Source organism: Acinetobacter sp. N1-1 (assembly GCF_056711485.1).
Map to the genome: position 1 here is coordinate 274,457 of NZ_JBWXUO010000012.1, position 23,747 is coordinate 298,203.

25 protein-coding genes, 2 tRNA genes, 1 pseudogene and 1 riboswitch are annotated in these 23,747 nt (G+C 34.7%); of the genes and pseudogenes, 12 read left to right on the forward strand and 16 right to left on the reverse strand.

Annotation, left to right across the window (positions count from 1 at the left end; all coding sequences use genetic code 11):
* Positions 1-100: 100 nt before the first annotated feature.
* Positions 101-846 (reverse strand): annotated as a pseudogene (locus tag AC1MPL_RS01510) (IS982 family transposase); the annotation flags it as partial.
* A gap of 22 nt (positions 847-868) precedes the next feature.
* Here AC1MPL_RS01510 and AC1MPL_RS01515 point away from each other — a divergent pair.
* Both AC1MPL_RS01515 and AC1MPL_RS01520 read left to right on the forward strand, forming a co-directional pair.
* Positions 869-1,225 carry an IS630 transposase-related protein gene (locus AC1MPL_RS01515; RefSeq protein WP_479763665.1) on the forward strand — a complete coding sequence of 119 codons (357 nt, stop codon included), beginning with the start codon at positions 869-871 and terminating at the stop codon, positions 1,223-1,225.
* A complete protein-coding gene (locus tag AC1MPL_RS01520) occupies positions 1,135-1,707 on the forward strand; it encodes an IS630 family transposase (RefSeq protein ID WP_479766126.1) in 573 nt (190 codons plus the stop codon). Before AC1MPL_RS01515 ends, AC1MPL_RS01520 begins: the two co-directional genes overlap by 91 nt.
* A 340-nt stretch (positions 1,708-2,047) precedes the next feature.
* On the opposite strand, the gene AC1MPL_RS01525 is transcribed toward AC1MPL_RS01520, so the two are convergent.
* From AC1MPL_RS01525 to AC1MPL_RS01555, 7 genes are all read right to left on the reverse strand, one after another.
* On the reverse strand, positions 2,048-2,680 hold the full coding sequence (locus AC1MPL_RS01525; protein WP_479763667.1) for a tetratricopeptide repeat protein: 633 nt from the start codon (positions 2,678-2,680) through the stop codon (positions 2,048-2,050).
* Between the two features lie 50 nt (positions 2,681-2,730).
* The gene (locus AC1MPL_RS01530; protein WP_479763669.1) at positions 2,731-2,970 is read right to left on the reverse strand and encodes a hypothetical protein; all 240 of its coding nucleotides are present in this window, start codon (positions 2,968-2,970) and stop codon (positions 2,731-2,733) included.
* Positions 2,971-3,310: 340 nt separating this feature from the next.
* Positions 3,311-3,856, reverse strand: coding sequence for a hypothetical protein (locus tag AC1MPL_RS01535; protein ID WP_479763671.1), 546 nt, complete (start codon positions 3,854-3,856; stop codon positions 3,311-3,313).
* Between the two features lie 89 nt (positions 3,857-3,945).
* Complete coding sequence (locus AC1MPL_RS01540) at positions 3,946-5,010, reverse strand: DUF475 domain-containing protein (RefSeq protein ID WP_479763672.1); 1,065 nt, start codon at positions 5,008-5,010, stop codon at positions 3,946-3,948.
* A 48-nt stretch (positions 5,011-5,058) separates the two neighbouring features.
* A riboswitch (yybP-ykoY riboswitch) is annotated at positions 5,059-5,234 on the reverse strand.
* A gap of 168 nt (positions 5,235-5,402) precedes the next feature.
* Positions 5,403-5,978, reverse strand: a complete 576-nt coding sequence (ssb, locus tag AC1MPL_RS01545) for a single-stranded DNA-binding protein (protein WP_479763674.1) — start codon at positions 5,976-5,978, stop codon at positions 5,403-5,405.
* A 49-nt stretch (positions 5,979-6,027) separates the two neighbouring features.
* Positions 6,028-7,404, reverse strand: coding sequence for an MFS transporter (locus AC1MPL_RS01550; protein ID WP_479763676.1), 1,377 nt, complete (start codon positions 7,402-7,404; stop codon positions 6,028-6,030).
* Positions 7,405-7,565: 161 nt separating this feature from the next.
* Positions 7,566-8,624 carry a DUF475 domain-containing protein gene (locus tag AC1MPL_RS01555; RefSeq protein WP_479763678.1) on the reverse strand — a complete coding sequence of 353 codons (1,059 nt, stop codon included), beginning with the start codon at positions 8,622-8,624 and terminating at the stop codon, positions 7,566-7,568.
* Positions 8,625-8,782: 158 nt separating this feature from the next.
* Here AC1MPL_RS01555 and tenA point away from each other — a divergent pair, with 158 nt between their 5' ends.
* Entirely contained in the window at positions 8,783-9,451 is a 669-nt protein-coding gene (gene tenA / locus AC1MPL_RS01560) for a thiaminase II (protein ID WP_479763679.1), read from the forward strand.
* Between the two features lie 42 nt (positions 9,452-9,493).
* Here tenA and AC1MPL_RS01565 read toward each other — a convergent pair whose 3' ends face one another.
* On the reverse strand, positions 9,494-9,778 hold the full coding sequence (locus AC1MPL_RS01565; RefSeq protein WP_479763681.1) for a YciI family protein: 285 nt from the start codon (positions 9,776-9,778) through the stop codon (positions 9,494-9,496).
* A 227-nt stretch (positions 9,779-10,005) separates the two neighbouring features.
* On the opposite strand from AC1MPL_RS01565, the gene AC1MPL_RS01570 reads away from it, so the two are divergent.
* The 3 genes from AC1MPL_RS01570 to omp33-36 all read left to right on the forward strand — a co-directional run bounded on the left by AC1MPL_RS01570 (position 10,006) and on the right by omp33-36 (position 14,760).
* Positions 10,006-10,383, forward strand: a complete 378-nt coding sequence (locus AC1MPL_RS01570; RefSeq protein WP_479763683.1) for a hypothetical protein — start codon at positions 10,006-10,008, stop codon at positions 10,381-10,383.
* A gap of 156 nt (positions 10,384-10,539) precedes the next feature.
* Positions 10,540-13,371, forward strand: a complete 2,832-nt coding sequence (uvrA, locus tag AC1MPL_RS01575) for an excinuclease ABC subunit UvrA (RefSeq protein WP_479763685.1) — start codon at positions 10,540-10,542, stop codon at positions 13,369-13,371.
* A 480-nt stretch (positions 13,372-13,851) separates the two neighbouring features.
* Positions 13,852-14,760 (forward strand): porin Omp33-36, encoded by a 909-nt coding sequence (gene omp33-36 / locus AC1MPL_RS01580; RefSeq protein WP_479763687.1) that lies wholly within the window; start codon positions 13,852-13,854, stop codon positions 14,758-14,760.
* 50 nt (positions 14,761-14,810) lie between these two features.
* Here the strand turns inward: omp33-36 and AC1MPL_RS01585 are convergent, their stop codons facing one another.
* Entirely contained in the window at positions 14,811-15,509 is a 699-nt protein-coding gene (locus AC1MPL_RS01585) for an ion channel (RefSeq protein ID WP_479763689.1), read from the reverse strand.
* Positions 15,510-15,661: 152 nt separating this feature from the next.
* Between AC1MPL_RS01585 and AC1MPL_RS01590 the strand changes: the two genes are divergently transcribed.
* Both AC1MPL_RS01590 and AC1MPL_RS01595 read left to right on the forward strand, forming a co-directional pair.
* The gene (locus tag AC1MPL_RS01590; protein ID WP_479763691.1) at positions 15,662-16,033 is read left to right on the forward strand and encodes a hypothetical protein; all 372 of its coding nucleotides are present in this window, start codon (positions 15,662-15,664) and stop codon (positions 16,031-16,033) included.
* Positions 16,034-16,166: 133 nt separating this feature from the next.
* A complete protein-coding gene (locus tag AC1MPL_RS01595; RefSeq protein WP_479763693.1) occupies positions 16,167-16,796 on the forward strand; it encodes a DedA family protein in 630 nt (209 codons plus the stop codon).
* 53 nt (positions 16,797-16,849) lie between these two features.
* Here the strand turns inward: AC1MPL_RS01595 and AC1MPL_RS01600 are convergent, their stop codons facing one another.
* The 3 genes from AC1MPL_RS01600 to AC1MPL_RS01610 all read right to left on the reverse strand — a co-directional run bounded on the left by AC1MPL_RS01600 (position 16,850) and on the right by AC1MPL_RS01610 (position 18,065).
* The gene (locus tag AC1MPL_RS01600; protein WP_479763695.1) at positions 16,850-17,233 is read right to left on the reverse strand and encodes a hypothetical protein; all 384 of its coding nucleotides are present in this window, start codon (positions 17,231-17,233) and stop codon (positions 16,850-16,852) included.
* 103 nt (positions 17,234-17,336) lie between these two features.
* Positions 17,337-17,729, reverse strand: coding sequence for a SirB2 family protein (locus tag AC1MPL_RS01605; RefSeq protein WP_479763697.1), 393 nt, complete (start codon positions 17,727-17,729; stop codon positions 17,337-17,339).
* Positions 17,730-17,750: 21 nt separating this feature from the next.
* Positions 17,751-18,065 carry a BolA family protein gene (locus tag AC1MPL_RS01610; protein ID WP_479763699.1) on the reverse strand — a complete coding sequence of 105 codons (315 nt, stop codon included), beginning with the start codon at positions 18,063-18,065 and terminating at the stop codon, positions 17,751-17,753.
* 194 nt (positions 18,066-18,259) lie between these two features.
* On the opposite strand from AC1MPL_RS01610, the gene AC1MPL_RS01615 reads away from it, so the two are divergent.
* Positions 18,260-18,335, forward strand: a tRNA-Gly gene (locus tag AC1MPL_RS01615).
* Positions 18,336-18,374: 39 nt separating this feature from the next.
* Positions 18,375-18,450: transfer RNA gene (locus AC1MPL_RS01620), tRNA-Gly, on the forward strand.
* Positions 18,451-18,786: 336 nt separating this feature from the next.
* Here AC1MPL_RS01620 and AC1MPL_RS01625 read toward each other — a convergent pair.
* The 3 genes from AC1MPL_RS01625 to AC1MPL_RS01635 form a co-directional block, all read right to left on the reverse strand.
* Positions 18,787-19,092, reverse strand: coding sequence for a phage holin, lambda family (locus AC1MPL_RS01625; protein ID WP_479763701.1), 306 nt, complete (start codon positions 19,090-19,092; stop codon positions 18,787-18,789).
* 69 nt (positions 19,093-19,161) lie between these two features.
* On the reverse strand, positions 19,162-20,484 hold the full coding sequence (locus tag AC1MPL_RS01630; RefSeq protein WP_479763702.1) for a glycoside hydrolase family 68 protein: 1,323 nt from the start codon (positions 20,482-20,484) through the stop codon (positions 19,162-19,164).
* Between the two features lie 787 nt (positions 20,485-21,271).
* Positions 21,272-21,958, reverse strand: a complete 687-nt coding sequence (locus AC1MPL_RS01635) for a LexA family transcriptional regulator (protein ID WP_479763704.1) — start codon at positions 21,956-21,958, stop codon at positions 21,272-21,274.
* 199 nt (positions 21,959-22,157) lie between these two features.
* Between AC1MPL_RS01635 and AC1MPL_RS01640 the strand changes: the two genes are divergently transcribed.
* Together AC1MPL_RS01640 and AC1MPL_RS01645 are read left to right on the forward strand one after the other, a co-directional pair.
* Positions 22,158-22,355 (forward strand): ogr/Delta-like zinc finger family protein, encoded by a 198-nt coding sequence (locus AC1MPL_RS01640; protein WP_479766127.1) that lies wholly within the window; start codon positions 22,158-22,160, stop codon positions 22,353-22,355.
* Positions 22,356-22,546: 191 nt separating this feature from the next.
* The gene (locus AC1MPL_RS01645; protein ID WP_479763705.1) at positions 22,547-23,737 is read left to right on the forward strand and encodes a multidrug effflux MFS transporter; all 1,191 of its coding nucleotides are present in this window, start codon (positions 22,547-22,549) and stop codon (positions 23,735-23,737) included.
* The last annotated feature ends 10 nt before the right edge of the window (positions 23,738-23,747 follow it).

Below are 23,747 nucleotides of genomic sequence, written 5' to 3' on the forward strand. Positions count from 1 at the left end.
GCAGGCTAACTTAAATTTGACCCAATAAATTGTTTATTTTTTGCTACCCCACCCAGTTATTTATATTTTTTGAATATAACCTGAGTTCGATGTAAGTAATCTAAATTTGAATCATTCGTTGTGCCTTAGATCTATTCAGACTCAAACAATATGCAACAACAGCAGCCATCATATTCACCATAAAATTAAATACTGAACGATGTCTTGAGTGCTCAATATGATGTAAGTTTTTAAGTTGATCATTCACTGTTTCAATCAGTCCACGCTTTGAAAGTAATGCTTTATCAGTCGCAATCGTAGGCTTATTTTGTTTCATGTTTCGACGTTTTGGAGTAATCAGTCTTAATCTTCTTGTGGCTAAAATCTCAGTCTTTGCTTTACTCAGGTAGCCCTTATCACCAAGTAATACTCCCTTAAGTTCACCTGTTAATTTCTCTACGACAGTTGTATCATGCACGTTGCCTGAAGTCAGTGTGAGATCGATAATCTCACCTAAATGATTGATAATCAGATATAACTTGAATCCATAAAAACAACCTGTACTACTTTCCCCCCTCTTTCTGCTAAACCTTTAAAAATACGATGTCTTTGGTTTCTTAAATTGTGACAAACCGTAATCTTTGTGGAATCAATAATGCTGATCCCTGTATCTTTACCCTTCACTTGATAAAATAATGTCGTCAGGGCTTGTAAAAAACTTGGCATAATTTCAATAAAACGATTGTAGCTGACCAATTGAGGAAATGCCGTTTTCCAAAAGGGGCAGACCATATGGCAATAGAAGTATTTAAAGAATCGAAAACCAAATATATAGTATTCATAAAAAATAACTATAGTCAAACAATCAAAAATATAAGACAATATGGAAATGAGTTATTCAGAACATTTTAGACGAAAAGTTATAGCGAAGCTTGAGGAAGGACATTCCATACGAGCGGTATCGACACAATTTGAGATTGATAAAAATACAATTTTGAGTTGGAAAAAAAGAATTGAGGTTAAAAGAACTCGCCCACGGAAACCTTTTAAAATTGAGGATGATGCACTACGTGCTGATGTTGAGAAATATCCAGATGATTATCAATATGAGCGTGCTGTACGCTTTTCCTGCTCAGCTGCATCTATTGGTTATGCATTAAAACGTTTAGGAATCACAGTGAAAAAAAGACCTTACGCCATCCACAAGCAAAAGAATCCCTCAGATCCGCATTCACCAAAGCTTTAGATCATCTTCAAAAAAAGCATCCCATTGTTTATCTTGATGAAAGTGGGTTTAAATCACACGATTATCGACCTCATGGTTACTCTCCTAAAGGAGCACCATGTTATGGATTATTTAATTGGCAATTAAATAATCAGACCAATGCCATTGGTGCATTGTATGAAAATAAGTTGTTTAGCGTTGGGCTATTCAATTGTAAAATTAATTCAGATGTATTCCATTTCTGGGTAGAGCATTTTCTTATTCCTGAATTACCTAGACACAGCATCATTGTGATGGATAATGCGACGTTTCACAAACGAGCAGACACACAGGAGTTACTAGAACATCATGGGCATCATATTTTATGGTTACCGCCTTATAGTCCTGATTTGAATTCCATTGAAAAGACATGGGCATGGATTAAGAAAAAGAGAAAAGAATGGCAAGAGGATTGTATTGATCGACTCTTTCAGATGTTTTTTCATGTCTGTATGAGTAATTAGATTGTTTGACTATAGCTAGCTTTATCAATCCACTGAACCATATAATTTAGATTTAGAATTCATTCAAAAATCATAGTCATATGCTTAATAAATAAGACTTAATTCAATAAAAAACAAGTTCATCTTTATTATTAGACAGGTAATAATTATTTATAATTTACATATAAAAATAATTTTATGAATTAGCCTTTATAAAACACACAAATAAATATAAAATTTATACTTCAATAGAATATATTAAGTATATATTCACATAATTAAAAAATTCAATACCAGCATTTAACCCATAATCCTCATTTCTAAGTAAAAATTTATATAAAATATACCATCTACTTTATACTTATTTTTTATCTCTTTTATATATAAAACTTAACTCTTCAATCGCATTATTTAACCCTTTATTTGCGGCTTTACTAAACCATGAATACGCAATTAAATAGCTTTGCTCTGTTCCTAGACCATTTTTATACATTACCCCCAAATTATATTCAGCTTGATCAAAGCCCTGTTTGCCAGCCAAATAAAACCAATAAAATGCTTTTTGATAGTCCTGCTGAACACCAAAACCTGATACATACATCATTGCAATACTATTTTGTGCTTCTGGTAAATTTTCTTTAGCTGCTTTATAAAACCAATAAAATGCTTTTCGGTTACTTTGCTGTACTCCCAAACCATCTTTATACATCAATCCTAAATTGTATTGTGCTTGAACAAAGTTTTGTATTGCGGCTTTATAAAACCAATGAAATGCTTTTTTATAGTCTTGTTTAACTCCAATACCATCACTATACATTTCACCAAGGTTATACTGCGCCTGATCTAAACCTTTTTCTGCAGCCTTATGAAACCAATTAAAAGCTTGCAAATCACTTTGTTCTATATTTATGCCATCTCTATAAGAAACTGCTAAATTATATTGCCCAATCGCATTTTTATTTAAATATGAATCAAATATTCTTTTTTTATTCATGAGCTCCATCCCATGTCACAGCAAATTATTTTTATATTTATTAGTCTAAACTAAATTGAAACAATCAATCTCGTTTTCCAAGAATATTTTTTCCATGCCCACAAATTACCACAATGACCATCTAAATAAATTTTCGTATCTCTATGAATTGCTTTTGTATTATTAATAGAAGGCTTTTCATCTGAAAAAACAAAAAAGAACTCACCATTAATAGCTTGAATATATGCTTTATTATTTGTAATTAATATAGGGTATGTTTTTAAATCTATTTCTCTAGTTTTAACCACCATATTTTCTCCTAGGCTAATATAAAAACCTATTAATAAAAATATATCAAAAAAACATAAATATCAATAAAAAATATAAAATAAAAAACCATATAAAATAAATATTAACTGACTCTAATTACATATAATATTTAATTACAAAATATATTACACACCAAGATAAACTATTAATTAAAATTAAATATATGTATTTATTAGTTTAGCATATAAAAAATTATTAGATTAAAATATAATAGTACTAGCACTTGCTCATAATTATTAAAAAAATAAGCTCTTTTACACCTAATCATAATTATATTTGGTAGTATTTCTATTTTAATTATAGTATTTAGCTATAAATTAATTATTTCCCAATATTATTTTTTATCCCCTGCAACATTCTACGGCGAATTAGACCACTTATTGGTCTAATAATGTACCAATATAATCTAAAGCGTTTATAGGATTTACTACCTAGACACAATATTCGTGTTTCCGTTATGAGTTCTGTTTCTTTATCACTGAGTTTTTTCAAGTCAAAAATTAGAATAAGCTTAGCGTAATTTGATTTTTTAAACTGATGAAATTCATCTACACTCGCAATAGCAACCTGACCATAGTTAAGCTTCCAAAACTGACCTATCAATCCATAGACAAGTCCATTTTTAGATTCCTCAAGTAACGTAAAATTATTTAGACCAAAGACCTCATTATTTGAAGGGTATTGTCCTAGTAATTTTAAGGCCCTCATTGGAAATTCTCGCAACAGAATCATACAACGAAAAAATTGATCATCTGCGGGATTATAATTACGCACTGCTAAAAACACATCATCTATAGAAGCTTGAATAACCTTTTGATGAGTTTCTTTAAACTGATAACAGGGAAGATACTGGTCTGCTAGATGCATAAAGCATACTTATTTTTATATAAAGAAATTACAATCTAAACCATGCTTTAATAAAAGACTAATACATTAATTATATACAATGTATATAATTACTTTTTCTGAGCTGCACGCTGTCTATTATGTGAGATAGAAGAAAGTGTTGACCAGCCTATAAAGAAAATACCAATAAGTCCTGTCACAACCTCAGAAATATGTAACCCTGTGCTTGCTGAAAGCATAATAAAAGCTAAAGCACCAATGGCATAGTGTGCACCATGTTCTAAATAAATATAGGCATCTAAAGTACCTTTCTCAACAAGGTATACTGTAAGTGAACGAATAAACATCGCACCTATTGCAAGTCCAATCATAATCGTTACAACATCAGTGGTTACAGCAAATGCACCAAGTACACCATCAAAACTAAAGGAAGCATCTAAAATCTCTAAATATAAAAACCCGCCCACTCCGCTTTTCACAATAGTTTTTCCCAAATCAGGGTTGGCATTACTATCAGAGTTCTCTTCCAATAAAGAGCTTACAACTTGTACACCAACATATACCATCACCCCCCAAAGTCCTGCCATGGTTACTGTATGATGAGTAGAACCACTTACATGCTCACTTAACAACATTAAGCAGGCAATTGCGATAAAAATTGATATTGTAGGCGCTCTTCCTAAATTAGATAAATGTGATTCAATCCATTGAAACCAATGCGTATTTTTATTTTGGTCAAAAATAAAATTTAGAAAAACAAGTAAAAGAAACATTCCACCAAATGCCACAATTTCAGCATGATGAAGGGTAAGCTGTTTGGAGTATTCAATTGGATTATTTAATGCAAGCTTTGCAACATCTAACATTGCCATATCTGCTGTGAAACCAACAATTAATAATGGAAATAGAAGACGCATACCAAATACAGCAACAAGTATACCTACTGTGAGAAAAAGCTTTCTCCACAACGGATTCCAGTGCTTGAGTACAGATGCATTTACAACGGCATTATCAAAAGATAAAGAGATTTCCATAACAGCCAATAACAGAGTAATGGCAAGAATTTTGAATATACCAGCAAAACTAGCATTTGCACCGTGTGTGTATCCCCAATATACAGATACCACAAGACATATCAATGTAAAAAGAAGAGAAAATCGGAAATGTTTTAACATGATGATGCCCTTTAGCTAGCATAAAACCAACGACTTACCTCCCCTGCTAGCCAAAGTGTTCTAATGCAGAGAGATAAATCAAAGGTCTTGCCAACAAAGGTCTTGCCAACAAAGGTCTTTTGGTCTTTGCTATGATGGCCATGTTTGAGAAAACAATTATGTTGACCATCACCCATTTACCTAATGTAAACAGCGGCTACTCCCCAATGAAGTAGCCCCATTATATTTAATTTTCGGAAGGTGTCAAAATTTAATACCTAATATAAAGTTTGATATATTTATGATCTTGCATAAAAACCTAAATACAATCATATTTATATTAAAAAAAAAAGAACCTGATACATATCAGGTTCTTATTCTAATTAGAGTACAATATTTACATATTATACAAGTTAGAACGGTAGATCATCATCTAAGTCATTTGGTGCAGGCGATGCAGGTTGCTGAGGCTTTTGCATGCCATGCCCTTGCCCACCACTATTTTGCCCAGCAAAACCATTAGAGTTATAGCCTGTATTTTGTGGAGCAATGCTTTGGTTTCCATAACCACCATTTTGTTGCGGCTGTTGGTTAAAACGCGGCTGGCCATATCCACCTTGGTCACCACCAAAGTTCTGAGCCTGATCACCCATTTGGCGAGAATCTAACATTTGCATTTGATCACCACGGATTTCCGTCGTGTAACGCTCTTGACCATTTTGGTCAGTCCACTGACGTGTACGCAAAGAGCCTTCAATGTATACTTTTGAACCTTTACGCAAATATTGCTGTGCAATTTCACCAAGACGGTTATTTAAAACAATACGGTGCCATTCTGTATTTTCTTTTCTTTCACCTGTATTTTTATCTACCCAGTTTTCACTTGTTGCAATAGAGAACTGAGTAATAGATCCACCATTTGGGAAACTTTTTGTTTCAGGATCACGCCCCAATGTACCGACAAGAATAACTTTATTTACACCACGCATTTCTACTGCTTCCTATATCTTTCTGAGGTTCACTTTATAAGAATTATACCTAAATAACTAGCTCTTTCCCAAACAACTGCGTTAAACGCTGTCGTCCATCCTCATCAATTACTTTCTTATCTAGCTTCACATAAGCTACTTTTTGCTCAGACATGATTACAACTTCTTCAACACCTTTTATTTCTAACAACTCTGTTGTTAAACCCTGTGTTGTCTGTTCAACACTATCTTCTTCAGGCAATCGTATAATCAAAGATGATAGATAGCGGGGTTGTTTTAAGCCAAAGCCTATAATACACCAGAGTATCGCTATGGCTGTTAATATTGCCCAACCTGTCGATGTACTATGTAATGTTAATAACTGCCCACCAAGTGTACCTCCTACAAAAGCACCTAAAAATTGTGCGCTTGCATTGATACCCATAGCTGTTGCTTTTGACTGAATTGGAGCAGATTTAGACAACCATGAAGGAAGTAATGCCTCCATGACATTAAATGCAACAAAGAACAGTCCTAAGCCAAGCAGTAAAAGATATTTTGATGTTGCTCCAAAGGTTAAAACAACCAACCCTAAAATAACACCGACAATCGCTGTTAGAAAAATTCCACGCATTTTTCGATATTTTTCTGCCAAGATAATACTTGGGAATGAGAAGATGATACCAATGAGTAATAATGGCAGATATACCAAGCCATGTTTTGCTAAAGGAATACCTGCATACTGAATAAGCTGTGAAGGTACGTAAATAAACATTGCAGTAAGCAACAGATGTAACGAGAAAATTGATACATGCAGTCGATTTAAATCTGGCATTTGCAGTACTTGTCTAAGCTGATGCAAATAACCCTGCTGGAAATTACGGTGATGACGTGTTGTTTTTGGGACCAATAACAGTGTAAATATTGCCAAGACACCCATAATTGCAGTTACCCAGAATAACCCTGAAATACCTACAAGACCTGTTAGCCAAGGGCCTATACTAAATGCAACCACAAAAGAAAGTCCAATACTCATACCCATCGCAGCCATGGCTTTTGTTCGATGTTCTTCACGGGTTACATCTGCAAGTAGTGCCATAACAACGGCCGAAACTGCACCACCTCCCGCAATAGCACGACCAATAATCACACCATAAATAGTATGTGACATTGCAGCAACCGCACCACCAATTGCAAAAAGCAATAAACCTAAAACAACTAAAGGCTTACGGCTAAAACGGTCTGCCCATAAGCTAAATGGAATTTGTAAAATAGATTGAGATAAACCATATACCCCTACTGCCAAACCAATGAGCGCTGGTGTCGCGTATTCATACGATTGTCCCTCCACAGCAAATACAGGAATAATCATAAACAACCCAAGCATACGAAGTGCAAAAATACTACTTAAAGCAAAGGTTGAACGGCGTTCTAAAGCATTCATCATATTCATTCTATCAGTGGGTTATGTCTTTCAGAGGCATTATAAGATGGCACATTGGCTGTCTATATATTTAAAAAAAGGGAAAACATCTAAGTTTTCCCCTATATTCTATACAATTTCCTGAAAATTGACTTAATCTAATTTTTAATTGTAGTAATCACTATTTAAATTTTTGAATTATAACGCCGAGAGGCTATTACTGCCCAAATAATAAATGCAATGCCTATTAACCCTGTTACAATTTCAGGAACATGCATACCCGCACCTGTCATAAACATAATGACTGCTAATGCACCAATGGCATAATGTGCACCATGCTCTAAATAAATATATGACTCTAATGTTCCTTTATCCACGAGGTAAATAGTCAATGCACGTACAAACATCGCACCAATCGCAAGACCAAGCATAATAATGACTACATCTGTAGTAATTGCAAATGCTCCAATCACACCATCAAAACTAAATGAAGCATCTAAAACTTCTAAATATAAAAACCCACCTATTCCTGCTTTAACAACAGCCGAGCCTGCTTTACCTTCCACTGTTTCTAACGAATCAGTTTCAGGCTCACCACCTAAAAGATGACCCAATAGTTGCACACTCACATAAACTACAATCCCCCATATTCCTGATATAACGACTGCAAGACGAATATCATGTTCAACATAGTGAGACATAATTAAAAGAGCAACAAGCGTCACAAATACAGAAATCGCAGGTACACTAGCTAAATTTGTAAGCTTTTTTTCCAACCATTTAAACCAATGAGTTTCCTTTCCATCATCAAAGAAAAAGTTTAAAAATACCAAAAGTAAAAATGCACCTCCGAAAGCTGAAATTTCAGGATGATGTGCCATTAATCGTGCTGAATATTCAGTAGGATTATTTAAAGCCAATTGTGTCACATCATACATCGTCATATCTGCTGTTATGGCAACAATTACTATCGGGAAAACCAAGCGCATACCAAATACTGCAACGATCATTCCAATGGTCAGAAACAGCATTTTCCAAAAATGATTCCAATGACGCAAAATAGATGCATTTACCACTGCATTATCAAATGAAAGAGAAACTTCCATTACTGCAAGTACTGCTGTAATCATGACAGCATTGAGCATAGCTTCTATTCCTGCATTTGGACCATGAGAATATCCCCAATATGCAACAATAACTAAGCATACTAATGTAAAAAAAATAGAAAACCGAAAATGCTTCATGAACTGACCTATATATTTTGGAAGCCATTCGCTGCCAACATAAAATGAACTGTAATATAGTGAAATAATAATATGCTTATTATGCCTTTTTTTAATTTGTCTCGCGTAAAATTACTTTACAGGAACATACAATGCACCATAATTTTTTGGATTCTCCAATGACATTTACAAATCAGTTGTGGCAAAAAAACCTTGAATTATATGAAAAGATTCAAAACCATCCTTTTAATAAAGAACTTGCTTTAGGCACCTTAAAACCTGAAATCTTTCAGCATTATATTATTCAAGATTCACACTACCTTTTAGCATATGGACGAGCACTTGCTGTCGCTGCGGCAAAGGCATTTGAAGCTGATGATGTTATTCAATTTTCAGAAGGTGCAAAAGTTGCAATCATTGTTGAACGTAGCTTACATAGCGACTTCATGAAACAATTTGGCATTACTAAAGAACAGTTTGAGCAAACACCCCTTACTCTGGCTTGCCATCACTATACATCTTTCCTAACGGCAACAGCATGGTCTGAAAGTTACCCTGTAGTGCTTGCCTCTCTCCTGCCATGTTTTTGGATTTATGCCGAAATTGGGAAAGAAATTGTGCAACATAGCCAAGAAAATAATCCGTACCAAGCATGGATTGATACTTATGCAGGGGAAGAATTTAATACGGCTGTGAACAATATTATTGCCACAGTTAACCATGTTGCTGCTCAAGCAGATGAACGAACACTCGAAAAAATGCATCAAGCATATCGTCGTGGTGCTGAATTAGAATGGTTATTTTGGGACAGTGCTTACCATCAATGCCATTGGCTCGGTTTAGATTAAAAGCTAGAAAGCCATTTTATAAAATGGCTTTTTTTCAAATTTCTAAGCAGAAATAAGATTATCAAATCCAGCTAATGCACGTGAGAACTCAACTTCAATCAGCTCATAATCTGCAATGGCTTGAAAAGGGTCTTGTTTTAAAATATCTTCAATTTGTTCTTTTGCCATCGACTTTACAAGAATAACACCACCTGTTCTCGGTACTTTTCTACCTGCTGCAATAAAGTCTTCTTGTTCAAAATGTTGTAATAACCACGCAATATGACCTTCTAAATAACTATCCACTTCATCTAAAGGTTTTTTATATTTTAAATTGACAATAAACATCGTATATATCCATTTTTATTTTAACTACTTTTCAGATACTAACATGATTTACTCAGTAGTTATTAAAAAACTGACAAAGCATTAATTAAATAAAAAAATAAACTAAATAATTGTTAATTAAGTATAAAAAATTGAGAATAATAGATAAAAATTTCAGCTAGACCTTTAAAATAAAATATGTAATGATAATCATTATTAATAATAATACACAGCAGGCTATGGGACATATGAAACAACAACACTCTCAAGGCAGTGAAGCGCTAAGAGCAATGGTAACTTTACGCCAATGCTGGCTAGAAAATGAAGAAATTTATATCAATAAAGGCTGTCTACATTGCGGCTCAGCAGCCACCTACCTCATTTATTTTACCAATAAAAATATCCAAAACATGATGCTCGATTTTATATCGCGCTATAACTGCAATCATTCTAGTCGCTTCGACCTACTAGATCTTACTTATTTTGAAAAAGAATATGAGCAGTTTTTATCATCGCTTGAACAAGAAATTATCCACTATGCATTTAAAGAACAAAAAACTCCTCGCAAATATACATTTGAAAATATCGAATCTATATTTGAAAGGGAGTTAAACGTCGCTTGCTAAATTGCTTCATTTACGTCATGGATAATCCTTCATGTTTTGAATTCATAGTATGATAATAATTAACAATTTATCACGTAGTGATACGCCCAAATTTCAGGCATATTGATATACACTACTTAAAACTATTATTTATCAAAATTTAGGATTCTCCTGTTTATGAGCCAAAGTCATATCCGTATCCGAGGTGCACGCACACATAACTTAAAAAATGTGTCACTCGATATTCCACGCGATAAATTTGTGGTCATTACGGGGTTATCAGGCTCAGGAAAATCTTCCTTAGCATTTGATACTCTGTATGCCGAAGGGCAACGTCGCTATGTAGAATCCCTTTCTGCCTATGCTCGCCAGTTCCTATCACAAATGGAAAAACCTGAAGTTGATTCGATTGAAGGACTGAGCCCTGCAATTGCGATTGAACAAAAATCGACAAGCCACAATCCACGCTCTACAGTCGGTACAATTACTGAAATCTACGACTATTTGCGACTCCTTTATGCACGTGTCGGTACGCCATATTGCCCAGAGCATGACCTTCCCATGGTGGCACAAACTATTTCTGAAATGGTTGATGCAGTCAAAGTACTGGAGGAAGGTACAGCACTGATGCTACTTGCTCCAGTTGTTCGTGAACGCAAAGGCGAATACACCCAGCTTTTTGAACAGCTACAAGGTCAAGGGTTTGTCCGTGCCCGTGTAGACGGTGAAATTATCGATATTGATACACCTCCTACACTCGATAAAAAGAAAAAACATACCATTGAGGTCGTTGTCGATCGCTTTAAAGTCCGAGATGATTTAGGCAACCGTATTGCGGAGTCTTTTGAAACTGCGTTACGCCTAGGTGGTGATATTGCCATACTCTCTTGGATGAAAGAAGAACAGCCCGACCGTGTATTTTCTGCAAAGCACTCATGTCCTGAATGTGACCGTGCAGTTGGAGAATTAGAGCCTCGCCTATTCTCATTTAATAACCCCTTTGGTGCATGTCCTGTATGTGATGGCTTAGGAACTCGCAGTCACTTTAGCCAAGAAAAACTCATTCCAAATCCTGAGCTTTCGATTAGCCAAGGAGCAATTCGTGGTTGGGATCGTCAAAAACCTTACTACTATGCCATGCTACAAAAAGTGGCTGCTCATTTTGAGTTTGATCTTGAACAGCCATGGCAGTCTCTAAGTAAAGAAGTACAGAAAAAATTTCTTCAAGGCACAGGCCGTGAAAAAATAGATATGAGTTATACCGACGAACGGGGTCGTCACCACAACCGTGTTCAGGTCTTTGAAGGAATTTTGCCTCATCTTGAACGACGTTACCGTGAAACTGAAAGCAATTACGTTCGTGATGACTTAGCTCAATACCTTTCAAATGCGGCCTGTGATGTATGTGATGGCTCTCGTCTAAATGAAATTGCACGTCATGTTCGTGTCAAAGATAAAACCATTGCCAACATTACACAAATGTCGATTGGCGATGCAGAAAACTACTATCAAGACTTAAACCTTACAGGTGCTAAAGGCGAAATTGCAGATAAGATTTTTAAAGAAATTCGTGAACGACTACACTTTCTTGTCAGTGTCGGCCTCAATTATTTAAGCCTTTCTCGCTCTGCAGAAACACTATCTGGGGGTGAGGCACAGCGTATTCGTCTTGCATCACAGATTGGTGCAGGACTTATGGGAGTCATGTATGTACTTGATGAACCCTCTATTGGCTTACATCAACGCGATAACGATCGCCTATTACAAACACTTATTCGCCTAAGAGATTTAGGAAACACTGTATTAGTAGTCGAGCATGATGAAGATGCGATTCGTGAAGCTGACCATATTATCGATATTGGTCCAGGTGCAGGCGTACATGGTGGTCATGTAATTGCAGAAGGTACAGCCAAACAGCTAGCAAAAAATAAAAACTCTTTAACAGGACAATATTTAGCAGGTAAGTTAAAAATTGAAGTTCCTAAAGAGCGCCTTAAACCAAATGACCCTGAAAAAATGATTCAACTGATGGGTGCACGTGGTCACAATTTAAAGAATGTAGATCTGAAAATTCCACTTGGCATTATGACCTGTGTTACAGGCGTTTCAGGCTCAGGTAAGTCAACGCTGATTAATCGTACATTACTGCCATTGGCTGCGACACAACTCAATGGCGCAACAACACTTACACCTGAAAAATTTGATTCAATTAATGGCTTACAATATCTAGATAAAGTAGTTGATATTGATCAAAGCCCTATTGGACGTACACCTCGCTCTAATCCAGCAACATATACAGGTTTATTTACACCAATTCGTGAACTCTTTGCACAAACTCCTGAAGCCAAAGCACGTGGTTATGCTGCTGGTCGTTTTTCATTTAACGTCAAAGGTGGGCGCTGTGAAGCGTGTGAAGGAGATGGCATGATTAAAGTCGCAATGCACTTCCTACCAGATATGTACGTTCCTTGCGATGCCTGCCATGGGAAACGTTACAACCGAGAAACCTTAGAAGTTGGCTATAAAGGTAAAAATATTTCTGACATTTTAGAAATGACCGTAGAAGATGCTGCCGAGTTCTTTAGTGCTATTCCTGTTATTTTTCGCCGTTTAGAAACACTTACACAAGTGGGGCTTGGCTATATCCGTCTTGGTCAAGCTGCAACGACGCTTTCTGGTGGTGAAGCACAACGTGTCAAACTAGCAAGAGAACTTGCTAAAAGAGATACAGGACAAACGCTCTATGTATTAGATGAGCCAACAACAGGGCTACACTTCCACGACATTGCAAAACTACTCGATATTTTGTATGAACTGCGCAATAAAGGAAATACTATTGTAGTCATTGAACATAACCTAGATGTTATTAAAACTGCTGACTGGATTATAGATCTCGGTCCTGAAGGTGGTTCAGGTGGTGGTCAAATTATTGCGAAAGGTACTCCTGAAGAAGTTGCCCAAATTACGGAATCTCATACAGGAAAATTTCTTAAAGCAATGCTTCAATAAATAAGGATAGATATGCTCTATTTATTGCGTTAGTCATATGTGCTAACGCAATATCTTCATAGACTAAAATTTATGTTGCTTTTATAAAATTTTAAGCATGCGTATGTCCTTTAAAACTTCATCAAAAATTGTTTTATAATTATTTTATTTGTAATAAAACTAAGTAATAATATAACATCGGCAAACATGAAAGATTAAAATATAACCAATTTTGCAAAAAATTAACAATCGATTACATAAAAACAAAATTGCAAAAATAGACTACTTAATAATCAATTAATTTTGTACAAGATGGCGATACAACACTGTTAAATAAATATTTTTTCATATAAATAAGAAAGATTACTATTCTAGTTTATAGAGATTATATTTTTTTCCCATCAACACAATCTAAAATAGCATCAATCAAATGATTGACTAAATATTTTGTAACAATAGAATAAATACCATTATCTAAATAGATAACTTTGGACATTAATTATGAAAAAAATCGGTTTAGCAACAGCAGTTCTCTTAGCCATGACCGGCGCTCATGCCTACCAAGTAGAGCTACAAGGTCAATCTGAATACCTAAATTCAAAAGGGTATAAAGATGCTTATACTGGTGATGGTCAGGGTACATTCTACTTTAAAGATGTGGATGCTTCTAAAGGCCCATTAGCTGAAGCTGCATTTTTAAATAAAGCATCTAATGTACAATTAGGCTATCATTTCGATCGTCAAAAGAAATTTGATAACTCTTCAGCAACTAAAACACAGTCTTATGGTGCAAAAGCTGAAGGCTACTATGAAACTTCGTACATTCCTGTACCTGTTTATGGTAGTGCATCATACAGTCATACTGATGTAAAAACTAATACTAAAGATCATGGTGATCGTTACGCATTAGAAGTTGGTGCTCTACCAACAAATAACTTCTTAGTGGCTGTAGGTTATACAAACGTAACAAATGCTTACTCTTTAGATAATTTTAAAGCATTTAACAACGGCGTATTAACTGCACGTAATGAAGCTGATACTGCAAATACACGCTATAAAACAGATGCCGTTACTGCACGTGCAAAATACGTAGGTAACATCGACAACACAAATATGGCTGTTGGCTTCGAAGTAGATAGCATCTTTGTACATGGCAGCGCAGCTTATGGTTTAGCAACTGATCTATACCTAACTCCACAACTTAGCGTTGGTGCAAACTATGCAGACACATCTGCATTCAAATCAGGTGCAGACCATATTTGGGGTGGTAACGTAAACTACTTCATTACACCTGCTATTTCTGTAGGTGCGACTTATACCAAAACAAATGCTGAAAACTATAGCACGAATGCTAAATCTACAGCACAAGATGCACAAACAATTGGTTTAAATACACGTATCCGTTTCTAATCTAGTATTAGATTGATACGCTAAAAAAGGACTCAAATTGAGTCCTTTTTTTATTCCTCACTTTCAGGTACTGATGCCTTATGAATATATTGCAATGCGATTAAACGTGAAACAATTGTTGCTAAATACATCACACCCACAAACATTTGTAAAATAGACAATACTTTTACAGCAGGTGCAATAGGGAGTAGGTTCGATAGACCCGTTGCTGACTGCAAACTAAAACTAAAAAATAAGATATCTAACCAAGATTGAACGCTTGTCGGATGTATAGAATTGCTAAAACTATTCGGCACTAAAATCTGACAAATATTATAAGCATATGCAAAAGCCCAAGCGAGCAACGTAAATACAGCACCAGCAGCAAAAAGCTCATCTTTTGTTAAGTAACGGTCTGCAAACATGTACCTTAGCAAGCTATATGCTGCAGAAATATATGCCCCTATTTCAAAGATATGTGCACCAATCTGTAAATATAGGTTGTATCCACCAACCATCATTAAAATAAGGCATAGAACAGCACCACTAATAAACAGCTTACCCAATGTATGAAAAGAAGCTGTCTGCTTAATTACTCTTGCAATAAGCAATAATGCAAGTACTCCACCTCCCCACATGACTAATTGATAATATAAATGGTCTACTGGTAGGAAAGTCATCATTAAAATAATAAGTTGAAATACCAATAACCATGCAGATGGCAACTGTTTCCAATGTTTTATAAATCGTTTTAAAGGAGAAAATGCCATAATGAGAAATAGCCTTATTATTTAACAAATATATTAAAACAAATACGTAAATCGAATAGAGCTTTACGCTTTTAATATCCTCCTATTTTTTAAATATGCTAAATATAATATATGTATGAATCACCATTTTTTTCGTTTCAAAAGGTATTCTTATGAACTTGCATCGTATAATTATTTTACTAAGCTGTAGTATTCCACTAATCGCCTGTGCTCAGACCAATAGTATTTTAAACGGACAGGAAAACTTCATTGGGCATTGGAAATCGCCACATAGTCAAATTACAGTTGATCGTAACGGTACATTTAAATATACCAGCACATATCAAACTGAAAATAAAACGGCGAACTCCTTTGAACAAAGTAGCTCACAATCTAATATAATTGCTCCAATTAGCCAAATTAACAATCAAAAAATTCAGGTTGGCACTGGAGACTTTTCAACAACATTTAACGTAAAAAAACCGCCTTACCAACAAAATGGAGTATGGCATATGAACATTAATAATGAAGACTACTCCAAATAACTTTTAATAATTCGGAAATTATCTTTATATTTTGAAGCATGCTAAAACAGCCTATAAAAATATAGACTTTTGTTACTGACTTTAGAGATATAGGCTGTTAGGATTTTAGCGATATTATAACTTCTTACGACGTATGGACATTCTTAACTTTATCCTCCACATCGATCAGCATTTGCTCGATTTTATTCATCAATATGGTCGTTGGATTTATGCCATTTTATTTATGATTATATTTGTAGAAACAGGGCTTGTTGTCATGCCGTTTTTACCTGGTGATAGTCTATTACTTGCAGCGGGTGCACTAGCGGCATCTACAGGTGTAATGGAACCCATTACATTAATTGCTATTTTATCTCTAGCTGCAATTTTGGGGGATACTGTAAACTACCATATAGGAAAATATATTGGCCCTCGTGTTTTTGAAATAGATTCAAAATTTGTAAAAAAAGAACATCTTCTAAAAACCCATGACTTCTTCCAAGAACATGGTGGTAAAACCATTATTTTTGCGCGATTCCTTCCATTTATTCGTACATTTGCACCATTCATTGCAGGTGCAGGTGATATGAGCTATCGTCACTTCCTATTTTTTAATGTTGTTGGCGGACTATTATGGATAAGCTCACTAATTATTCTAGGCTATCTATTTGGTAATATGCCTATTGTCAAAGATAATTTTTCCCATGTAATTATTGGCATTATTATTTTAAGTATCTTACCTGCCATTTTTGAGTTTATACGCAATAAAGTTAAATCAAAATAATTAACAGCTCACCCCTCCATTTCATACTCGATTTGGAGGGAGTAACTCTTCTACTACCTTTTTACAACTTGCATTGGACAGTTTTTAAATTTAGCAGCTTGTACTATTGCATCTTGTTGACCCAATAGCTGCGATATCTCTGTACGTTTTGTATTAGATGACTGTCCCAAATTAAATGAGATAGATGGACCAAAACCCCATCCTCCTCTCCCCCAGCCACCACCTAGACCTAACCCAACACCCATACCCGTTCTTTTAGGTGTTTCCACACCATTGATTAGATATTGCTGAATGCGGTTATATTCGGCTTGTAACTGTATACAGTTAAAACTCTGATACTGTGTAGGAGAAACATAAGTTGGCTTAACAGGAAGGCTTGTACATGCTGTTAAACTTAGAAAAACAAAACATGAAAAGAAAACTTTTACTCTATTCATTTCAATTATCCTTTTGTTGTTTTTATCAGCCAAAAATAACTAACTATATCCACTATTTTTGGCTTTTTTTATAGGCATAACAATTGTAATTTGTAATAAATTTCTAAAATAAAACTGGTTTAACTATCACCAAAGCTAATATTGCAAAGAAAGCAATCCAAGTAATGACTATTCCACCACGGCGTTGAACCATCAAAATACTTTCATTCTTTTTAAATGCTTTAATCACCGACGAAAGTAATACAATAAATAAAATTGCTTTTGCATAGAACCAACTTTGTACACTAAAAGATTTTAAATAAAGTAGCCAACTACCTGTAATTAAAAAAAGACCAAAAGTACTATGCTGCGCAATTAGAAGTGTTTTTCTATTTTTCAAATGTACAATGTCTAAATTTTTGTGCTTAAAAAGAATAACAGTCTGAATCACCAAAGTAATAAAAAGAATAAAAATTGCAATGCCATGTAGTATTTTCAGTAATGTGAATAGTGTCATTTGCCTACAACCTACTTTAATTTAATTTTTTGGAGCATGTGCACATTCTGGACTTTTAGGGACATCTCCATTCCACTCACTTTCACTATATGTATGAAGTGCTAAAGCATGAATAGTTCCACCACCAGCAATCAGTAGATCTTGTACATAACTATAGACCTTTTGATGTCTTTGTACTGCACGCACCCCTTGAAAAATCTCACTAACAATAATGACTTTAAAGTGTGATTCTTTACCAAGATAATAACCACCGTGATTGGCTGATTCATTAATAATTTCTAAATGAGTTGGATTTAGAGCATTCAAATGCTCTGCGAGTTGTTTCTGTAAGTTCATATATTTCATTACGCTATATAAGATATAATTTTATTATAACAATAATACAAACTCCTATATGCAGATAGTTCATCTATTCAAACTGTATATTTTTACAGCTAAACATTTCATTTTGATTTTATTTTACTCAATCAAAGCAATTTTCTTATTTTTTTTATTGATTCAAATAACATTTCAGGTATTATACATCTCACGCGGAAATAGCTCAGTTGGTAGAGCATAACCTTGCCAAGGTTGGGGTCGGGAGTTCGAGTCTCCTTTTCCGCTCCAGTTTATTTTTAGTGAAAGTTTTTCAAAACTGCTCAATTTGCGGAAATAGCTCAGTTGGTAGAGCATAACCTTGCCAAGGTTGGGGTCGGGAGTTCGAGTCTCCTTTTCCGCTCCAAATTCTAAAAGCCCTCATCAAAAGATGGGGGCTTTTTTTATGCCTCTAATAATATTATTTAGTAAGAGTCGCTGTATATTATCTTTGATCTTATATCTCGCATTATGAGTCAAAAAAATATTAATGAATATTAAGCAAATATCTATTTTAGATCAAATATTGGATTTACAGATTTTTCAATTAACTACTAAAGGTCAAAATTTATTGTGTTCCTAAATCAACAATACATTTATTTATAAATTTCGTAAAATTATAATGAGTTGATATGCTAAAAAAATATAATTATTCTTCATAAAAAAACTCGGCTTACATATAAACCGAGTTTTTATTAAATATTTAAACTTTTTTATCTAAAAAGCGATTAATCAAGAATGCTACTTTCTTTACCCCAATAAAACCGATAAAACCACCTATTGCAACAGTCATATCTTGAGGTATATTAAAATAATTCATTGCTGAAACCGCTGTTAAAGAAAGTGCTCCACACAATAGTCCTTCAACTATGGTAGCAGCCCATGATGCACCGGAGTACATCATACGCAAGACAGAAATTATAACTGACATTAAAATGCCTTTAAACGTAATATCTTCCTGCCACCATGCTCTAAGAAGGTCTAGAAATTGTATATCATGCGATAACATTACAGCCTCCCTTCATGCCGAGCTAAAAGTAGAACTTAAAGCAGAGAATACATAAAACTATACTATTCATCATCCGAAAATACCTTTAACAATTGATCCAAATATAGAATCTATATCCGAACTCGTATTTGTTTTCTCTTTTAGCTCAACATCACGCATTGCAGGAATGTAACCAAAGTCTAATGTTTCCACAAAGAATGAGCGATCACCCACCAATTCAATTCTTACCGTTGGTGCTTCAGTACCACCAATACGATATTGAAGATCTTCAGGATTTGGTGTTGCTACAGGCACAGAATCAATGAATGAAGTCACTAAACCATTTGCCATCACACAATGCGAGTAGGTCTGATACGGCTGAGATGATGGATTTCCTAAAACAAGACCAGAACCATTCATTGGACGGTATGGACCTGTCAGATTCTCACTCACAAAACCATATACTCCATCAGGACCCGTTAAACCATCTGCATAGGTATACTTATGACTGATAGTAAATAAATAATATTTTCCATCTTTGAAGACATAGTGTGGGCGCTCTGTCTGATCATTTACACCTACAGCTGTGACAAGTGGTGGTAGTAACTTCCAGCTTTCACCAGATGAGTCTGTTGCAACAGCAATACCAATACATCCTGTCTGATAACGTGCCCCGCCTACATCAGTATATCCTGGTGGTACATCCCCCATTTCCGCACTACCAATTGTATGTGTACCACGATCACCTGCCACATTACCTTCAAAGACCATATATAGTTGTCCATCATTCGGATCAATGAATGGAGATGGGTCACGGAAATTCCAATACGCATTTTGCTCTTCTGTTTGATAGTATGTACCATCTGCAGAGAATAATGATTTTACTGTGGTAAATCCTGCTACAGATACACTCTCATCTGAGGTAACTAAGCGACCACGTACTTTGGAAATTGTTGCGCCTGGTGTTACACATGTATAGTACAGATCCACTTCTCCTTGTTCATTTAATAAGATAGGTGTACCTGCCCACTCACGAGATGTTGGAGAAACACCTTCTTTCATTACACGACCACCAAAGATCCAGCTTTTCCCATCACGGCTATACCAAAAACAGATACGTGCACGCCCATGACGATCATTCCAGTCAGCAGCAATATCATAGTCACCATTGGCATCTGTAAAATCTTCAGGACTACGTTCAGCAGTTAATGTAAAGATAACCGACCATCCATCGACAGATACAATCGTACCATCTAGTGTACGCAGTGGCATCGTATCCCAAATGAATAGATTTTCATCTAAAACTGGAAAATCAGCTGGTACAAGTGGCTGTGTAGTTGTTGGATCATCCGTATGTACTTTTAAAGCATCTGCACGAGTCCAAATTGTTGATTGAAAATTTAAGTTAGTCATTTCTATTTTCCTTGTTTAATTAAGATTTGCGAAACCGCATTTAGAAAATAGAACAGGAAGATAATTAAAAAAACTAAATTTCAATGTATGAAACACCACACAACGTACTGATTTAATTATATTAATTAACAATTGTTCATTAGACCACACAACAAGATTTGATAATAATAGGCTATAAAATATGTTAAATTTTTTTTGAGAAAAGCTGTATCAACATAGATAAAATGATATTTGTAATACAGTAAATTTAAGAGTTAGCCTGATAAAGTGCATATTTTTTAAAGCAGGAATAAAAATTATAGAATAGATTACATCTAAAATAGTCAATATAACTTATCTGTTTAACTAGATGACACGACACAAAAAGATGCCTCATCTATTTTGCTTTAGTCACAAATAATGGAATATTAGACCACTAGAGTATAGTGAATTATAAAACAGTTAATGAAACTCGAAAAATATAGACTATTTCTCAGAACAACTAGGCTCTTAGTCATGTTTAATTATATATGTTGAATAAAAATAATAATTTACATTGAGAAAATGTCTAAAAATTATAATCATAATATTGCTAGTGTACTCGTAAATAAACTAGATTAACTTACGACAACAAGGAAGTTGCTTCTACTCATATTAGATATACACAGAGAAAGTATTTCAAAGCATTTATACAGAAAATAGATTTTAATTGGCATGATTACAAATTTGGACTTGGCTCCAATATCGCTATCTTCTATATTTGATTAAAAAAATAGGAGGCTTAACCTCCTATATCAATGTACCTATACTATGGCAATGGGTTTTGCACATTAAATGCATAAGCAACAACACAAAACTCTTGATCCATAATTTGTTCGGCAGTCAATGACTCTTCTGGATACTCCTCTTTATTTGCACTTACAATACGTACTCCACCCTTTGGCATACGATACAAAAATTTGAATTTAAACAGTCCACCATGGCTTATTGCATAAATTTTTCCATCAGTAATATTTGTACGCCCAACATCCACATAAACTGTTGCACCACTATTTATAATAGGTGACATTGAGTCGCCAAAAGCAGTTAAAGCATATGCATTAAATTCAGAAACACCATACTTACGTAGTGTTGACTTACTCAATCGTAACTTACGTGTTTCATTTCCAACCACCTCAGAAAAAGACCCATTTCCACAAGAAATAAGTACATCCTTATAAAAAGGGATTTCAACTTCATCATCATCAACAGGTGTTGATGCATCCCAACCTTTTACCTCAGTTACATCCACATGCTCATATGGTTGATCGCCTTGTAAAATCCAGTTTGCAGAGACACCAAAAGCAGCAGCACCTTTAAGCGCGCCAGATTTAGATACACCTCTTCTTTTCCAATTTGTAATGGTTTGAGCCTGCTCGCCAATTCGTCTTGCAAGCTCTTCTTGAGTTAGCTTCCCGCCACTTGCCTCAAGTAGCCTTTTGAATGAAGCATGCATTTCTGTTACTCAACTGGTTGTTTGTTATGATTTATTGATATTATTGCTGAAAGTTATACATAAGTAAACAAATTAAAATAAACAAAATCCTTGCCCAAAGTAAACATAGTGTTTATTATTTAGAACATAAACTACTTTATATTAAAGTTTATACCTTAAAAATATATGATAATTAACATGATGAGAGAAAAGTAAAATGATGAGATGTCCTATCTGCAAGCATACTGCACATACTAGAACAAGTAGATATATTACTGATACTATTAAAGAAATATATTATCAATGCCAAAATATTGAATGCTCTGCAACATTTAAAGCTATTGAAAGCCTCGACCGAATAATTTCCCAGCCTGTTTTTATACCTAAAACTCCACAAAAAATAATAGAAAACGCTTAAAATAAACATAATGTTTATATAAATAAATTTTTATGTATTGAAGTAGATAGCAAGATTTTGCTATCTACTTCATTTTAATTCTATAGATAAACAAAGCCAAGTGATCCTATTTATCATTTAAATTAAGTTTTTTTTTATATGCATCAATTACTATATTTTCTAAATTCATCATATCTAATGTTGACAAATACATGACCCATAAACCATATAACTTATCTTGGATATTTATCCTTGCCACACTCACTGCACTTGGACCTTTTTCAATAGATATGTATCTTTCTGCTTTACCAATTATGGCAAAAGACTTATCTGTTACAAGCAGTCAAGTTGCAAATACTCTTCCTGCTTACTTTATGGGTCTAGCATTTGGACAACTCATTTATGGCCCCCTTACAGATCATTTCGGTAGACGTAAACCTTTATTTATAGGTCTTTCTATTTACCTGATCTCAAGTATCGTTTGTATTTTTGCAACTCAACTTGATGTTTTAATCATTGCACGTATTGCTCAAGCATTAGGTGGTTGTGTTGGTGTCGTCGTTTCTCGCTCCGCTATCCGTGATACGTTAACTGGTAAAGATGCAGCGCAAGCATTCTCATCTCTCATGGTCGTTCAAGGTCTTGCTCCAATATTAGCTCCGTTATTCGGAAGCTTTATTCTCTATTTTATGCAATGGCGTATTATTTTCTTATTTTTATTTATATTTGGTGCTATAGGCCTTCTACTTGCATGGTTCAAGTTACCTGAAAGTCTTCCTATAGAGCGCCGAAAAAAACATACGCTTTCTTCTGCATTTGCAACTTATATTGCTCTTGCCAAAGATCATCGCTTTATTGTTCCATCTGTTGCTAGTGGTATTCTGATGGGTATGATGTTTACCTATATTAATAGTTCATCTGAAATTATTATCGATCAGCTACATGCTTCTTCTATTTTGTTTTCTATTCTTTTTGGTATTAACTCTTGCGGTATTATTTTTTCATCAAATTTAAATCGTATTTTACTAAAAAAGTATGAGCCTCTACAGTTACTAAAATTTGGAAGCAGCGTACAACTTATTGGTGCACTCATTTTAAGTATAATAATTTTCACCAACCACCTTACTATTTTTACAATTATGTTGGGTCTATTCCCAATCGTTGCCTGTGTTGGATTTGTTGGCCCTAATGCAACCGTTCTTGCTTTAGCACACCAAGGACACCGTGCAGGTCAAGCAAGTGCACTCCTTGGTTCATTACAGTTCTTTTTCGGGCTCGTTTCAGGCGTTCTACTCTATTTACTTCCTTTTGATATCGAAATTGCGGTATGTATTGTGATGCTTCTCTATAGCTTCACAGGTGTTGGACTCATTCAAAAAATTAAATCAGCAATCCCACACTAATTTCATATCA